This is a genomic window from Nocardia sp. JW2, from assembly GCF_051843015.1.
Lineage (GTDB): Bacteria > Actinomycetota > Actinomycetes > Mycobacteriales > Mycobacteriaceae > Nocardia > Nocardia coubleae.
Genome location: NZ_JBPXLK010000011.1, coordinates 112952 through 127278 on the forward strand (window position 1 = coordinate 112952; position 14327 = coordinate 127278).

At 68.4% G+C, this 14327-nt stretch carries 16 protein-coding genes; 9 read left to right on the forward strand and 7 right to left on the reverse strand.

Annotated features, from left to right (window positions below; genetic code table 11):
• Nucleotides 1-3: 3 nt before the first annotated feature.
• Nucleotides 4-756: a hypothetical protein gene (locus ACSVDM_RS17560; protein ID WP_439266230.1), complete on the forward strand. Its 753-nt coding sequence runs from the start codon at nt 4-6 to the stop codon at nt 754-756.
• A 905-nt stretch (nt 757-1661) separates the two neighbouring features.
• Nucleotides 1662-1808 carry a hypothetical protein gene (locus tag ACSVDM_RS17565; protein WP_439266231.1) on the forward strand — a complete coding sequence of 49 codons (147 nt, stop codon included), beginning with the start codon at nt 1662-1664 and terminating at the stop codon, nt 1806-1808.
• A 68-nt stretch (nt 1809-1876) separates the two neighbouring features.
• On the opposite strand, the gene ACSVDM_RS17570 is transcribed toward ACSVDM_RS17565, so the two are convergent.
• Together ACSVDM_RS17570 and ctaC are read right to left on the reverse strand one after the other, a co-directional pair.
• The gene (locus ACSVDM_RS17570; RefSeq protein WP_067495990.1) at nt 1877-2293 is read right to left on the reverse strand and encodes a cytochrome c oxidase subunit 4; all 417 of its coding nucleotides are present in this window, start codon (nt 2291-2293) and stop codon (nt 1877-1879) included.
• Nucleotides 2294-2303: 10 nt separating this feature from the next.
• Nucleotides 2304-3302: an aa3-type cytochrome oxidase subunit II gene (ctaC, locus tag ACSVDM_RS17575; protein WP_439266233.1), complete on the reverse strand. Its 999-nt coding sequence runs from the start codon at nt 3300-3302 to the stop codon at nt 2304-2306.
• Nucleotides 3303-3841: 539 nt separating this feature from the next.
• Here ctaC and asnB point away from each other — a divergent pair.
• Nucleotides 3842-5785 (forward strand): asparagine synthase (glutamine-hydrolyzing), encoded by a 1944-nt coding sequence (asnB, locus tag ACSVDM_RS17580; protein ID WP_439266234.1) that lies wholly within the window; start codon nt 3842-3844, stop codon nt 5783-5785.
• Between the two features lie 117 nt (nt 5786-5902).
• On the opposite strand, the gene ACSVDM_RS17585 is transcribed toward asnB, so the two are convergent.
• Together ACSVDM_RS17585 and erpA are read right to left on the reverse strand one after the other, a co-directional pair.
• The gene (locus ACSVDM_RS17585) at nt 5903-6829 is read right to left on the reverse strand and encodes a carbohydrate kinase family protein (protein ID WP_210740862.1); all 927 of its coding nucleotides are present in this window, start codon (nt 6827-6829) and stop codon (nt 5903-5905) included.
• Nucleotides 6830-7046: 217 nt separating this feature from the next.
• The gene (gene erpA, locus ACSVDM_RS17590; protein WP_067496006.1) at nt 7047-7403 is read right to left on the reverse strand and encodes an iron-sulfur cluster insertion protein ErpA; all 357 of its coding nucleotides are present in this window, start codon (nt 7401-7403) and stop codon (nt 7047-7049) included.
• A 257-nt stretch (nt 7404-7660) separates the two neighbouring features.
• Here erpA and ACSVDM_RS17595 point away from each other — a divergent pair, with 257 nt between their 5' ends.
• Nucleotides 7661-8320: a DUF3043 domain-containing protein gene (locus tag ACSVDM_RS17595; protein WP_067643304.1), complete on the forward strand. Its 660-nt coding sequence runs from the start codon at nt 7661-7663 to the stop codon at nt 8318-8320.
• 57 nt (nt 8321-8377) lie between these two features.
• On the opposite strand, the gene ACSVDM_RS17600 is transcribed toward ACSVDM_RS17595, so the two are convergent.
• Complete coding sequence (locus ACSVDM_RS17600) at nt 8378-8545, reverse strand: hypothetical protein (protein ID WP_157104682.1); 168 nt, start codon at nt 8543-8545, stop codon at nt 8378-8380.
• A gap of 85 nt (nt 8546-8630) precedes the next feature.
• Between ACSVDM_RS17600 and ACSVDM_RS17605 the strand changes: the two genes are divergently transcribed.
• The gene (locus tag ACSVDM_RS17605) at nt 8631-9593 is read left to right on the forward strand and encodes a helix-turn-helix domain-containing protein (RefSeq protein WP_439266237.1); all 963 of its coding nucleotides are present in this window, start codon (nt 8631-8633) and stop codon (nt 9591-9593) included.
• Between the two features lie 4 nt (nt 9594-9597).
• Here the strand turns inward: ACSVDM_RS17605 and ACSVDM_RS17610 are convergent, their stop codons facing one another.
• A complete protein-coding gene (locus tag ACSVDM_RS17610) occupies nt 9598-10047 on the reverse strand; it encodes a hypothetical protein (RefSeq protein WP_439266239.1) in 450 nt (149 codons plus the stop codon).
• Between the two features lie 20 nt (nt 10048-10067).
• A complete protein-coding gene (locus ACSVDM_RS17615; protein WP_439266241.1) occupies nt 10068-10502 on the reverse strand; it encodes a MarR family winged helix-turn-helix transcriptional regulator in 435 nt (144 codons plus the stop codon).
• Between the two features lie 218 nt (nt 10503-10720).
• Here ACSVDM_RS17615 and ACSVDM_RS17620 point away from each other — a divergent pair, with 218 nt between their 5' ends.
• The 4 genes from ACSVDM_RS17620 to ACSVDM_RS17635 all read left to right on the forward strand — a co-directional run bounded on the left by ACSVDM_RS17620 (nt 10721) and on the right by ACSVDM_RS17635 (nt 14240).
• Nucleotides 10721-11644 (forward strand): alpha/beta hydrolase, encoded by a 924-nt coding sequence (locus ACSVDM_RS17620; RefSeq protein WP_439266242.1) that lies wholly within the window; start codon nt 10721-10723, stop codon nt 11642-11644.
• A 38-nt stretch (nt 11645-11682) separates the two neighbouring features.
• Nucleotides 11683-12213 carry a bifunctional adenosylcobinamide kinase/adenosylcobinamide-phosphate guanylyltransferase gene (locus ACSVDM_RS17625; protein WP_439266244.1) on the forward strand — a complete coding sequence of 177 codons (531 nt, stop codon included), beginning with the start codon at nt 11683-11685 and terminating at the stop codon, nt 12211-12213.
• Between the two features lie 73 nt (nt 12214-12286).
• A complete protein-coding gene (gene cobT, locus ACSVDM_RS17630; RefSeq protein ID WP_439266246.1) occupies nt 12287-13354 on the forward strand; it encodes a nicotinate-nucleotide--dimethylbenzimidazole phosphoribosyltransferase in 1068 nt (355 codons plus the stop codon).
• Nucleotides 13355-13490: 136 nt separating this feature from the next.
• Nucleotides 13491-14240, forward strand: a complete 750-nt coding sequence (locus ACSVDM_RS17635; RefSeq protein ID WP_439266248.1) for an adenosylcobinamide-GDP ribazoletransferase — start codon at nt 13491-13493, stop codon at nt 14238-14240.
• The last annotated feature ends 87 nt before the right edge of the window (nt 14241-14327 follow it).

The following is a 14327-nucleotide window of genomic DNA, read 5'->3' on the forward strand; positions in this document are numbered from 1 at the left end:
GACATGCTGTGGGAAGCCCTGCTGTGGGTCGTGTTGATCGCCGGCCTGGCCGGTACGTGCGCGTACTACCTGCGCAGGCGCGGGAAAGGCCATGAGGGCGAATCGGTCAACGAGTCGGTGGGCCAGGTGTTCACCCTCGTCGCCGGTTTGCAGGTGGTGCTCGCCTCGTTCCTGCTCATCGGCGTACTCGATACCAACTCCGCCGCCGAGAAAGCGGTCTCGGACGAGGCCGACCGGCTGCTCGCCCTGCAGTGGGCCGGCGATTCACTGCCGGAACCCGCCCGCAGCACCATCTCCGCCTCGGTGCGGCGCTACACCGGCGAGGTGATCGAGGTGGAATGGCCTGCCATGAAGGCCGCCAAGGAGGTCGACGACACCGCCTGGACCGAGCTCAGTGAGGTGCGCACCGCCATCGCCGCCACACCGGCGGCCGACGAATGGCAGCGTTCCCGCCAGATCGCGGCGGCGGACCGGCTGTGGGAGGTCTACGAGGCACGTCAGACCCGGGTGGAGGCCGCGGGCAGCACGCTGTCGCCGATGATGTGGGTGGCGCTGATGCTCGGCGCGCTGCTGTCGATCGGCCTGTCGCTGATGTTCGCCGGCACCAGCGCCCGTGTCCACGTGGTGGTGGTGGCCAGCTTCGCCGCCGTGGTCACCTTCATGATCTACACGATCTACCAGCTCCAGAACCCGTACGGGCGGGCCGCGAAAATCGGGCCCGACGCCTTCACCACGATTCTGGCTCAGCTCACGTGAGAACACCGATGCGCACGGGATTCTGCGCGATAGCGATAGGTGCCGGCCTGTGGTTGCCGGGTGCGGTCGACGCCGCACCCGGATTTCCGTTCGTCCCCGGCGCCGATCCGGGCGGCGGAATCCCCGCCAACGGGATCCCGGGCGGTGGGATCCGACCGGACCGACCCGTCGACCATTACCCGCCGCCACCGACCCCGATCGACGGGCGGCCCGCGGCCCCGTCACGTCCGCAGATGCCGAACACACCAGCCGCGCCGAAGGTATCCGCCCCGGAACCCGACCGTGACTCGCAAAACCAGCCCGGCCCGAAAGCCCCCTACGCCCAGATCATCATCCCCGGCCCCGCACCCCGGCGTGACGCGCCTCCTGAACCGCCGTCGCCCCCTCCCGCGCCCGCGCCGGTCCCCGAGACGCCGAGCACAACGCCTCACCCCGCTGTCCCCGAGCCGAACCCGCCCGGCCCCGCGCCGGAGCCGCCCCTGCTCGCGCCACTCGACCCACCGGGCCATGGCGACCTGCCTGGAATCCCGGTGCCACCCGAGCCACCTCACCCCGAGCCCGGAATGCCCTTGGCCCCCGTTCCTGTGCCCCCGCCCGACGTCCCACCGCCAGCGGCACCCGTCCCGCCCGCCGTCCCCCCACCGGCTCCCGCCCCGTTCGACATACCCCCACCGGCTCCCGCTCCGTTCGACATCCCGGCCCCGGCGCTGCCCAACCCGGACCCGCCGCCGGTCGCTCCCGCCCCGATACCCCCGCAACCACCGGTCGTGCCCGAGCCGCCGGCGCCCGCTCCACCCCAGCAGGCTCCCGCACTCCCCACACCACCGGCTCGCACCGAACAACCCCGACCCAGCACACCGACCAGCCCGCCCGCGGTTCCTTCGACGGTCCCGCCGAGGCCACCGGTGCGGATCCCGGCCTCGCATGAACGGGAACCCGAGGTCGTCGACGCGCGCCCGGTCGTCGAGGAGCAACGACGGTGGGCGCTGGCGATCCTGCTGCTCGTGATCGGCAGCGCGGGCGCGGCCAGAGCCGCGACGCGCCGCTCCTGATCCCGGAAGGTCCCGAAACGACAATCGCCGCAATCCTGTTCAGGATTGCGGCGATTGTGCGTAGCGCGTCAGTGCTTCTCGACGCCCAGGTAGTACTCGAAGACCAGGCCGGCGGCAGCAGCGAGAACCATCACCACGCCGAGGCCGATCAACCAGAACTGGAAGAACGCCAGGCCGAGCGCCGTCACCGAACCGGCGGCGGCCAGGGTGATGGGCCAGAAGCTGCCGGGCGAGAAGAAGCCCAGGTCGCCTGCACCGTCGACGATCTCGGCATCTTCGAAGTCCTCGGGCCGCAGGTCGATGCGGCGGGCGACGAACCGGAAGTAGGTGCCGATGATCAGCGACAGGCCGGCGGTCAGCACGATCGCGGTGGTACCGGCCCACTCGATGCCGGTGCGCGACTGCGCGGTGAAGAAGCCGTAGACGATGCCCACCAGGATGAAGAACGCCGTGAGCAGTTCGAAGATCCGTGCTTCGATCCTCATATCAGAATCCTCACTTGCTCTCGTTCACCGAAGCGCTCTTGATATCGCGCTTGGTGTTGAAGGGGTACGTGGAGGTGGCCACCGGGGACTCGCCGATCGCCTCGAGGGCCTGACCGTTGGTCTTGCCGTCGATGCGCGCCTGCAGGTACTGGGCGAACTTCTCCGGCGAGACCGCGCGGACCTCGAAGTTCATCATCGAGTGGTAGGTGCCGCACATCTCGGCGCAGCGCCCGACGAACGCGCCTTCCTTCTCGATCTCGGAGATCTGGAAGACGTTGTCGGACTGGTTTTCCTTCGGGTTCGGCATCACGTCGCGCTTGAACATGAACTCCGGCACCCAGAAGGCGTGGATCACGTCGGCGGCGGCGAGCTGGAACTCGATGCGCTTGCCGGTGGGCAGCACCAGGATCGGGATCTCGGTGCTGGAACCGACGGTCTCGACCTTGTCGTAGTGCAGGTACGAGAGGATGTCGTTGGCCGGCTTGCCGTGCACGGGGCCCGGCTGCTTGAGGCCGTGCTCGTCCTCGCGCTCCTCGTAACCGCGCAGCTGCTCCTCGTTGGCCTGCTCCCGCTCGGTGTCGATGCCGTTCCAGGTGAGGCCGCCCACGTTGGCCACATCGCGGTAGCCGAACTTCCAGTTCCACTGGAAGGCGGTCACGTCGACGGTGACGTCCGGGTTGTCGGTCTTCTCGTGCACGTAGTTCTGCACGACGACGGTGAAGTAGAACAGCACCGCGATGATCACGAACGGGATCGCGGTGTAGGTCAGCTCCAGCGACACGTTGTAGCCCGTCTGGCGCGGGAACTCCGGGGAGTCCTTGCGCTTGCGGTGCATGATGACGGTCCAGAAGGTCAGACCCCACACCAGCACGCCCATGGCGAGCGCGGCCAGGACCGACCAGGTCCACAGCTCCCGCATCCGGGTCGCCTGCGGCGTGATGCCCGAGGGCCAGCCGAACCGCAGCCAAACATTGTCGATCGAGCAGCCCGAGACCAGGAGAGCAGTCATCCCCAAGGACACCGCCAGCCCGGCCCGCCGAAGGATACGGCCCTGCCGACCCCGAACGGGTCGAGCCCCGATCTCTTCGCTCGCCTTGTGCGCCACGCTCACGCCTTCCTGGTCGCTACACATTCCGACACTTTGCGTCTTCGGGGCCGCGATCCGCCCGTCCGACACGTTTTCCAGCACGTTTCGGTCCGTCCCGAGTATCGCGGCTGTGACGCCGGTTCACCTGAGAAGGACCTGAGTACTACGCAGCGTAGACCAAAGCGGGTGCTGTCTTGTCGCGGGGTCGGATTCGACACTCCGCCTTGATCGGACGCGACCGCACGACCTGCGGTTCTGTCCGCGCGACCCGGTGATTCGCGCGGACGCGCGAACCGCCGCACCGGGTTTCGCCGCGCACATGCCCGCTCGCCTGGGTACCGGGCGGGTGGAGTCGGTAGAGTTCAGTGCAACCCCGGTCGACCCCGTCGCGCCGGACGTCCACGCGCCGAGCCCGCCAGGGTCGCTCATGCGCACATCGAACGAGAGAAGGTTGCCGACACGTGTGCGGACTGCTCGGATTCCTGACAGCTGATGCGGCGACGACCGAGGTGGTCGATCAGGTCTACGACGCCCTGCACTGCCAGCGCCACCGCGGCCCGGACGAGAAGGGCACCTGGCACGACGATCACATGATCTTCGGCTTCAACCGCCTCTCCATCATCGATATCGAGCACTCGCACCAGCCGCTGCGCTGGGGCCCCGCGGACAACCCGCAGCGCTACGCGATGACCTTCAACGGCGAGATCTACAACTACCTCGAACTGCGCGAGCAGCTGGCCGCCGAGCACGGCGCCGAATTCCCCGAGGGCAAGATCTTCGCCACCGACGGCGACGGCGAGTCGATCGTCGCCGCCTTCCACTTCTGGGGCCCCGAGGCCGTGCGCAAGCTGCGCGGCATGTTCGCGTTCGCGATCTGGGACACCGAGAAGCAGGAGCTGTTCCTGGCCCGCGACCCCTTCGGCATCAAGCCGCTGTTCTACGCCACCGGCCCCGGCGGCACCGCGTTCGCCAGCGAGAAGAAGAGCGTGCTCGAACTGCTGAGCCCGCTCGGCCTCTCCGACGAGCTCGACCCGCGCGCCCTCGAGCACTACACGGTGCTGCAGTACGTGCCGGAGCCCGAGTCGCTGCACAAGAACATCCGCCGCCTCGAATCCGGCACCTACGCCACGGTCCGGGTGGGCGCGCAGCCGTCGGCCACCCGCTACTTCCGCCCCGACTTCCGGGTGCGCCCGTTCGCCGAGGGCGCCGCACAGGGCCGCTACGCGGAGATCGCCGCCGCGCTCGAGGACTCGGTCGCCAAGCACATGCGCGCCGATGTCACGGTCGGTTCGTTCCTGTCCGGCGGCATCGACTCCACCGCCATCGCCGCGCTGGCCATGCGCCACAACCCGAAGCTCATCACCTTCACCACCGGGTTCGAACGCGAGGGCTATTCCGAGGTCGACGTGGCCGCCGAGAGCGCCGAGCTGATCGGCGCCCGCCACATCGTGAAGGTGGTCTCCCCCGCCGAGTTCGCCGCCGCCATCCCCGAGATCGTCTGGTACCTCGACGACCCGGTCGCCGACCCGGCGCTCGTTCCGCTGTACTTCGTGGCCAAGGAAGCCCGTAAGCACGTCAAGGTCGTGCTGTCCGGTGAGGGCGCCGACGAGCTGTTCGGCGGCTACACCATCTACCGGGAACCGTTGTCGCTCAAGCCTTTCGAATACCTGCCCGCCGGAGTACGCAAGCTCGTCGGCAAGCTCGGCGACCGCATCCCCGACGGCAAGCGCGGCAAGTCGCTGCTGCAGCGCGGTTCGCTCACCCTCGAGGACCGCTACTACGGCAATGCCCGCAGCTTCAACGACGCCCAACTGCGTTCGGTGCTGCGCGAGTTCCGCCCCGAATGGACCCATCAGGACGTCACCGCCCCGATCTACGCCCAGTCCCAGGGCTGGGACCCGGTCGCCCGCATGCAGCATCTGGATCTCTTCACCTGGCTGCGCGGCGACATCCTGGTCAAGGCCGACAAGATGACCATGGCCAACTCCCTGGAACTGCGCGTGCCGTTCCTGGACAACGAGGTGATGCGGGTCGCCCAGGGTCTGCCCTACGACCAGAAGATCACCAAGGAAACCTCGAAGTACGCGCTGCGTCAGGCCCTGGACGGCATCGTCCCCGACCACGTCCTCAACCGCGCCAAGCTCGGCTTCCCGGTTCCCCTGCGCCACTGGCTGCGCGGCACCGAACTCTACGACTGGGCCGAGTCCCAGATCGCCGAGTCCCAGACCGATCACCTGCTGAACAAGCAGGCCGTCCTGCAGATGCTGCGTGACCACAAGGCGGGCGTCTCCGACCACAGCCGCCGCCTGTGGACCCTGCTGGTCTTCATGGTCTGGCACGGCATCTTCGTCGAAGACCGCATCAAGCCGGAGATCCAGGAACCGACCTACCCCGTCTCCCTCTGACAACACGAACGCCCCCGGGAAATCTCGGGGGCGTTCGTCTTTTCAAGATCACCACGCTCTGGTGGCGGAAGTTTCTGGGGCGATGCCGCCACCAGAGCGTGGTGATCGAGTGTACGGCTAGAGGAGGACGGCCAGGTCGTCGGCGGCTTCGGGGCCGTAGGCCTTGGTGAGGCGTTCCAGGGCGTCCTCGGTGTTGAGGGTCCATTCCTGGGTGCCGGTGGTCTCCAGGATGAGGACGGCGATGAGGGAGCCGAGTTGGGCGGCGCGCTCCAGGCTCAGGCCCGCGCGGTGGGCGGTGAGGAAGCCCGCCCGGAAACCGTCGCCCACGCCGGTCGGGTCGACCTTGCTCAGCTCGGGAACCACGCCGACGCGGACCTCGGTGCCGTCGGTGTCGACCACGAGCACGCCCTCGGCGCCGAGGGTGGTGACCCGGATGCCGACCTTCGCGGTGATCTCGGCTTCGCTCGAGCCCGTCTTGGACTGCAGCAGCGCCCACTCGTACTTGTTGGTGAACAGGTAGGCGGCGCCGTCGACGAGTTCGGCGGCCTGCTCGCCGTCGAGGCGGGCCAGCTGCTGTGAGGGGTCGGCCGCGTACGGAATGCCCTGCGCCTTGGCCTGGCGGGTGTGGGCGATCATCGCCTCGGGGTCGTTGGCGCCGACCAGCACCAGATCCACCGCGTGCTCGGCGGCGATCGCGGCGATGTCGATCTCGCGCGCCTCGCTCATGGCACCGGGGTAGAACGACGCGATCTGGGCCATCGTCTCGTCGGTGGTGCACACGAAACGGGCGGTGTGGGACTTGGTCGACACATGCACGGCCGAGCAGTCGACCCCGTTGTCCTCCAACCACTTCCGGTACTCGGCGAAGTCGGCGCCGACCGCACCGACGAGCAGCGGACGCTGCTTCAGCAGCCCCATCGCGTAGGCGATATTGCCCGCGACGCCGCCGCGGCGGATCTGCAGATCGTCGACGAGGAAACTGAGCGACACATGGTCGAGCTGATCGGCGAGCAGCGCATCGGCGAATTTGCCGGGGAAACGCATGAGGTGGTCGGTGGCGATGGACGCGGACACGGCTACAGACACGAGGCGAAGCCCCTTCGGCGCTAGACGGAAACAAAGAAGCCCGGGATCACCCGATCCCGGACCTCAACCGTAGCAAGCGTGACCGCCGGTAGTTCACCTCTTGGTCACCTCGCCACGTCGTCGCGCCGCATGTGAGCGCGGGTTCACGGAGCCCGCAAACCCGCGGCAGCCGACCTCAGTTGAACGAATCGCCGCAGGCGCAGGAACCGGTGGCGTTCGGGTTGTCGATGGTGAAGCCCTGCTTCTCGATGGTGTCGACGAAGTCGATCGAGGCGCCCTGGATGTAGGGAGCGCTCATGCGGTCGACCGCCAGCTTCACACCGGAGAACTCCACGACGATGTCACCGTCGAGGACGCGGTCGTCGAAGAACAGCTGGTACCGCAGGCCGGCACAGCCACCCGGCTGCACGGCGATCCGCAGGGCGAGGTCGTCGCGACCTTCCTGGTCGAGCAGCGCCTTCGCCTTGGCGGCGGCAGCGTCGGTCAGCGTCGCACCGTGGGTTTCGGTGGCGGTCTCGTTCTGCACAGTCATGGACACTCCTAGTTCGGCTCAGCCCGTCAACGGACCTCAGGTGCACAGCGCACGACTGAAATCAACACATCGCACCGGCTGCGTTATTCCATTTTGCCACCCATGCCGGCGCGTGTGGACCCGCCCCGGGTGCTCGTGCCCACACTACTCGCCTATCGGGTGTGATCCAGCTCGCATCGGTTCGGCGGTGAGACCACCGGCACCGCCGGGGAGACCGAGTTTCCCCCTGCTCGACCCGATCGAATAGCCTGGTGAACGTGAAATTGTTCCGTCGCGACGAGTCCAGCACCATCGACGAGTCCGTCGACCCCTCGGTGCCCGACGTCGAGAAGACCGCCGCCGCACCCGCATCGACCACGCCCGGTAAGGGTCGTCCGACCCCGAAAAGGCGTGACGCCGAAGGCAAACGACGCGGCCCGGTGGCGCCCGCCCCGATGACGGCCAAGGAGGCGCGGGCCCGCCGCAAGGCGGCCAAGGGCAACCGCGCCGACCGCAAGGCGGCGGCCGCGGATCGTCGCGCCGCTGTGCAGGAGCGGCGCGCCAGGATGCTGGCGGGCGAGGACAAGTACCTGCTGCCCCGCGATCAGGGCCCGGTCCGCGCGTATGTGCGCGATCTGGTCGACGCGCGACGCAACCTGGTCGGTTTGTTCATGCCGATGGCGCTGGTGCTCATCCTGTCGATGTTCGTGGCGCCGCAGCTGCAGAGCATCGTCACCCTGGCCATGCTGGTGATGATGCTGTTCATGATCATCGAGGGTTTCGTGCTCGGCAAGATCGTGAACAACCGGGTGATCGAGCGGTTCCCCGAGACCACCGATACCGGTTTCAAGCTGGGCTGGTACGCCTTCGTCCGCGCGTCCCAGATCCGCAAGATGCGTGCTCCGAAGCCCCGGGTCGGCCCCGGCGACGCGGTATAGCTTCCCCATCTGCGCGAATGCCGTTCCATCCACCCGGATGGGACGGCATTCGTTGTTTCAGAAGTGGCCCGGACGGATCTCGGTCGAGTAGCCGGCGATCGCGCGGAGTTCGGCATCGATGCGCTGGGCGTCGCGGTCGATGACCCCGGTGGCGCCCGCGGTGCCACGTCCGGCGAGGACGGCGAGTGCGGTGATGGCGGCGAGGACGATCAGAAAAGTAAGCATGGCAGTAATTTTGCGCCCGTTAGTTTTCGGCCGAAAGTGGCTGTTCTGTCATTGTGCGTAAAAATCCGGCCAGTACGATGGGGTGATGCTGTCCAGGGTTGCGGTCGTGCTCAACGAGAAGCTCGCGATGTTCGAGTTCGGTGTCGTCTGCGAGGTTTTCGGGCTCGACCGCACCGCCGACGGTTTGCCCGGTTTCGAGTTCCGGGTGTGCGGGGCGGAGCCGGGTAAGCCGCTGCGCTCGACGACTCCCGGCGTCACCGTGACACCCGAATACGGTCTCGACGAGCTCCTGCACGCCGATCTCGTCGCGATTCCGGCGTTCCCCTTCACCACCGAACACGCCTACCAGCCCGGCGTCGTCGAGGCGGTGCGCGCGGCCTCCGACGCGGGCGCCACCGTGCTCACCGTCTGTTCCGGGGCGTTCCTGGCAGGCGAGGCGGGCCTGCTGGACGGGCGCAAATGCACAACCCATTGGCGCTACGTCGACACCCTCGCCGCCAAGTACCCCGAGGCCACCGTCGACCCCGACGTGCTGTTCGTGGACGAAGGCAACCTCATCACCAGTGCGGGCACCGCGGCGGGCATCGACGCCTGCCTGCACCTGGTCCGCCGAGAGATCGGCACGGCCGCCGCCAACGGCATCGCCCGCCGCATGGTGGTGCCACCCCAGCGCGACGGTGGTCAGCGCCAGTTCATCGAGCAGCCCATCCCCGAATGCCACGCGGCGGGCCTGTCCGACATCCTCGCCTGGCTCAGCGAGAACCTGGCGCATCCGCACACCGTCGACGAACTCGCCGCCCGCGCCAGCATGTCCACCCGAACCTTCGCCCGCCGCTTCGCCGCCGAAACCGGAACCACCCCGGTCAAATGGCTCACCACGCAGCGCGTGCTGTTCGCCAAACACCTGCTCGAAGCCACCGAGCTGCCACTGGAACGCGTCGCCGACCAGTGCGGTTTCGGATCCGGTGCCCTGCTGCGCCACCATTTCCAGCGCCAGGTCGGCCTCGCCCCCACCGAGTACCGCAGGCGCTTCGGCTCCGGAAACTGAACGACTACACCTTTTCCGGGTTTCGGAACCGCCCGGTGAGGCGCAGACCGTCGCGCGCGTTCAGCGACATGAGGACGATATTGACGGCGCCCGCGACGAGTTCGAGCGCCTGCACTCCGTAGAACAGCGGCCCGAACCGGTCGTGCCGAGCGAGAACCGCGAGCACGATCGCCGACGGGATCAATACGCACAGCCCGTTGGCCGCGATGATCGGCATCCGCCGCTGCTTCGCGACGACGACGGGCAGCGTCGATCCTCCCGCCAGCCGCAACCCGGTGCCGCCGGTCGCGGCGAGCGCGAGGACCAGCACCGGCAGCGCCCAGGGGATGGTCTGCTTCACCGCGACGACGGCGTCTTTCGAGCCGCTGAGCTCGCTGAGCACCGTGGACACCCAGAACGTGAGAATGGTGAGCAGGCCGATCACGCCCGCGATGGGGTGGATTCGAGTGAGCATGGGATGCCTCTGTTCGGTCGTCAGGTGCCGCGATCGGCTTCGAGGTTGCCGATCGCCTGGGCGGCCAGGCGCAGCAGTTCTTCCCGCTGGGCGTCGGAGAATCCCGTTGTCGCAAGGGCGTTCACCTCTCGGGCCGCCGCTTCCAATGCGGGGCGGAGCCGGCGGGACCGGTCGGTGAGGTGGATCAGTGTCCGCCGGCCGTCCGCCGGGTCGGGTGTGCGTTCGACGAGGCCGTCGCGCTCCATCCGTTTGAGCGTGTGCGCCATCGTCGACTGGTCGATACGAACCTTCTCGCAGAGCTCCTGCTGCGAGACCCCCTCCTGCTCGTACAGCGCGAGCAGTTGCGCGAATTGGCCCGGCACCACGCCGTGGCGGGCGATGCGGTCGCGCAGCGCCTGTTCCATGAGGCGCGCGAGGTGGTTGATCACGTATCCGAGCGAGTCACCGCGGTCCATCGCGAGCCCACCTTCCGTCGTCTGCCCCGATAATACATGGCAAGCCATGCATTCGCTCGTTCGCCACCGATTCGCCTGTGACGGTTCATAATTTGTGAACACGTCGGTTCATCGAGAAGGTGGAGTTACTTGACCTGCGATGGAGAACCTGGTCAGCTGGAACGGTGGTTCGTAGCGGGTGGGGAAGTTTCGCGCGGTTGAGGACGGTTCTGGCGGCCGTGACTGCGGCTGTGGTGGTGTCGTCGGCCGGTTCGGTAACGGCCGCGGCCGTGCCTGCCGCGCCCGTGTTGCGCACGCCCGCAGGTGGTTTCGAGGAACTGTTCGTTCCGTCGAGCATGGGGCCGATCAAGGTGCAGGTACGGTGGGCGGCGCGGGGCGGTTCGGCCGCGCTGTATCTGCTCGACGGTTTGCGTGCACCGGCCGACCACAGTCAGTGGACGACCGATACCGATGTGCTGAACCGATTCGCCGGTGACAACGTCACTCTGGTGTTCCCCGTCGGCGGGCATTCGAGCTTCTACACCGACTGGTACCGCCCGAGCAGCACCAACGGCCAGGCCACGACCTACCGATGGGAAACGTTCCTCACCCGCGAACTACCGGACTTCCTTGCCGGATACGGTGTCTCACGCACGAACAACGCGGTGGTCGGCGCCTCGATGGGTGGCAACGCCGCGCTGGCGCTGGCCGCGCACCACCGTGACCAGTTCCGGTTCGCGGGCGCGTTCTCCGGTTTCCTCAACCCGACCTTCCCTGGCTGGGATCTGACGATGCGCGCCGCCATGCTCGACGAGGGACGTTTCAATCTCGACGACATGTGGGGCCCGGTCGGTGATCCCGCCTGGCGGCGCAACGACGCGACCGTCCAAGCCGAACTGCTGCGCGGCCTGCCGCTCTACATCACCTCGGGCAACGGCGTACCCGGTCCCCTCGACGCGAGCTCCGCGGTGGGCAACACCGTCAACGCGATGGGCATCGAATCGCTGGCCGTGATCGCGGCCAGCATCTTCCGGGAACGAACCACCGCCCTCGGCATCCCCGCCCGCGTCGACATCACCGCGGGCACCCACACCTGGCCGTACTGGCAGCAGTCGCTGGCCAACGCCCGGCCGATGATCCTGCAGGCACTCGGCGAAGCCTGAGGTTCCCGGCGAGCGGCGCCGATTGCTACCGTGCTGCCATGTCGGCCACTGCCTCACGCACCCTCGTTCTAGGCGGCGCCCGGTCGGGCAAGTCCGCGTTCGCCGAGGGACTGCTGGCCGAGGCGACCGAGGTGCGCTATCTGGCCACCGCCGTCCTCGACCCCACCGACAACGACTTCGCCGAGCGCGTCGCCGTCCATCGCGACCGGCGCCCGGCGCACTGGTCGACCGTCGAGAACACCGAGCCCGCAACGGTTCTCACCACCGAAGCACCCGCGACCCTGCTCGACGACATCGGCACCTGGCTCACCGCCCGCCTCGACGCCCGCGCCGCCTGGGAAGCACCGCGTGGCACCGTCAGCCCGGACTGCGACGAACTCGTCGCGGCCGTCGCGGCCTATCGGCAGCGGCTGGTGATCGTGTCGCCCGAGGTGGGGATGGGCGTCATTCCGGCGACGCGGTCGGGTCGGCTGTTCCGGGACGAGATCGGCACCCTGAATCAACGGCTGGCCCAGGTGTGCGACGAGGCGTTCCTGATCGTGGCCGGGCTGCCGGTCCGGTTGAAATGAGCCGGGGTCGCCCGGCACACCGTGGTCCGGGCAAGATGAGCAGCGAAGAACCACTTTGTCGAAAGGCTTGCCAGTGACACACGGATTCGGCCCGGTCGCGGCCCCCGACGCGCAGGTGCGTGCCGCGGCCGAGCAGCGCCAGACGCAGCTGACGAAACCGGCCGGATCGCTGGGACGGCTCGAGGAACTCGGCAACTGGATCGCCGCCTGCCAAGGTGTGTGTCCGCCGAAGCAGTTCGAACGTGCCCGTGTGGTGGTGTTCGCCGGGGACCACGGTGTCGCCGAGCACGGCGTCTCCGCGTATCCGAGCGAGGTCACCGCGCAAATGGTCGCGAACTTCCTGGCCGGTGGGGCGGCGGTGAACGCGCTGGCCGCCGTCGCGGGCGCGACCGTGCGCGTCGCCGACATCTCCGTCGACGGCGACACCGACCCGACGGTCTCCCAGCACAAAGTGCGCCGCAGCTCGGGCTCCATCGACCGTGAGGACGCGCTCACTCAGGAAGAGGTGGCCGCCGCGCTCGCGGCCGGCCGCGCGATCGCCGACGAGGAGGTCGACGCGGGCGCCGATCTGCTCGTCGCCGGGGACATGGGTATCGGCAACACCACCCCCGCCACCGTCCTCGTCGCCACCCTCACCAACACCGAACCGGTCGCCGCCGTCGGACGCGGCACCGGTATCGACGACGCGGGCTGGATCCGCAAGGTCGCCGCCATCCGCGACGGCATGCGCCGGGCCCGCCCGGTCGCCGCCGATCCCGTCGAACTGCTGCGCGTGGCGGCGGGCGCCGATTTCGCCGCCATGGTCGGTTTCCTCGCCCAGGCCGCCACCCGCCGCACCCCCGTCCTGCTCGACGGTGTCGTCGTCACCGCCGCCGCCCTGGTCGCCGAGGACCTCGCCGCGGGCGCGAAAGCATGGTGGCTCCCCGCCCACCGCTCCACCGAGCCCGCCCACGACCTGGCCCTGAAACACCTCCGCCTGCAACCACTTCTGGACCTGAACATGCGCCTCGGCGAAGGTTCCGGCGCCCTCACCGCCCTCCCCCTCCTCCGCGCCGCCGTCGCCACCCTCTCGGAGATGTCGACCTTCGCCGACGCGGGCGTGAGCACCGCCGACGAAGCCACCGTCGACCTGGTCAAGTGACGACACGAATTAGGCTGCACCCCAGCCTGTTCGAGCCGAGTCACCGCCGACTGCACGAGCGCTGCCGACTGCGCCAATTCGGGCAGCCACGCGATGCCGACGGAGCCACACCGCCGCTGGGCAGAAGGTGGATGTCGTGAACGCGGTGCGCTTGGCGATTTCCTGGCTCACCGTTGTCCCCGTCGGCGGCCCGGCGCAGGTGGACCGGCAGATCTCCGGGCGGGCGATCACACTCGCACCACTGGTCGGGCTATTGCTGGGCGGTGGGGTGGCCGGCGCGCTGTGGATGTTCGAGCGGGCCGGGCTCACCAGTGCGCTCGCCGGGCTGCTCGCCGTCGGACTGCTCGCCCTGTGCACGCGCGGTATGCACCTCGACGGGCTCGCCGACACCGCCGACGGGCTCGGTAGTTATGGGCCGCCCGAGCGGGCTCGGCAGATCATGAAGTCGGGGTCGGCGGGGCCGTTCGGGGTGGCGGCGTTGATCTTCGCGATCGGGATTCAGGCGTTCGCCTTCGCCGCGCTCGTGGACGAGAGGCGGTGGGCCGCGATCGTGCTCGCTGTCGTACTCGGCCGGGTCGCGGTCGTGATCGCCTGCCGACGTGGTGTTCCGGCCGCACCGGAGTCGGGTTTCGGCACCCTGGTCGCAGGCACCCAGCCGGTCGCCTCGGTGATCTTCTGGTCGGTCCTCGCGCTCGGCTGCTCGGTGTTCGTCGTCCCCGGCAACTTCTGGCTCGGCCCCGTCGTCGTTGTCGCGGCCCTGGCCGGATCGGTGCTGATCGTCCGTCACTGCGTGCGCCGCTTCGGTGGCCTCTCGGGCGACGTCCTCGGCGCCACCGTCGAGATCACGAGTTCCCTTGCGGCTCTTGGCTTCTCGTCGACTCTCTGACTCCCCATCCAAGCGCTATGTGAAACCAGCACTGTTCACAAATGGGGTGCTCACCGGTTGTGCGCTCCCACAGACCGCCCGGTCATC

Coding starts and splice junctions, on each gene's coding strand:
- ACSVDM_RS17625 (WP_439266244.1), top strand. CDS start 11,683: ATGTCGGCCACTGCCTCACGCACCCTCGTTCTAGGCGGCGCCCGGTCG.
- ACSVDM_RS17570 (WP_067495990.1), bottom strand. CDS start 2,293: ATGAGGATCGAAGCACGGATCTTCGAACTGCTCACGGCGTTCTTCATC.
- ACSVDM_RS17585 (WP_210740862.1), bottom strand. CDS start 6,829: ATGCGTTTCCCCGGCAAATTCGCCGATGCGCTGCTCGCCGATCAGCTC.
- ACSVDM_RS17615 (WP_439266241.1), bottom strand. CDS start 10,502: ATGGACCGCGGTGACTCGCTCGGATACGTGATCAACCACCTCGCGCGC.
- ctaC (WP_439266233.1), bottom strand. CDS start 3,302: ATGACTGCTCTCCTGGTCTCGGGCTGCTCGATCGACAATGTTTGGCTG.
- erpA (WP_067496006.1), bottom strand. CDS start 7,403: ATGACTGTGCAGAACGAGACCGCCACCGAAACCCACGGTGCGACGCTG.
- ACSVDM_RS17600 (WP_157104682.1), bottom strand. CDS start 8,545: ATGCTTACTTTTCTGATCGTCCTCGCCGCCATCACCGCACTCGCCGTC.
- ACSVDM_RS17605 (WP_439266237.1), top strand. CDS start 8,631: ATGCTGTCCAGGGTTGCGGTCGTGCTCAACGAGAAGCTCGCGATGTTC.
- ACSVDM_RS17560 (WP_439266230.1), top strand. CDS start 4: ATGCTGTGGGAAGCCCTGCTGTGGGTCGTGTTGATCGCCGGCCTGGCC.
- ACSVDM_RS17610 (WP_439266239.1), bottom strand. CDS start 10,047: ATGCTCACTCGAATCCACCCCATCGCGGGCGTGATCGGCCTGCTCACC.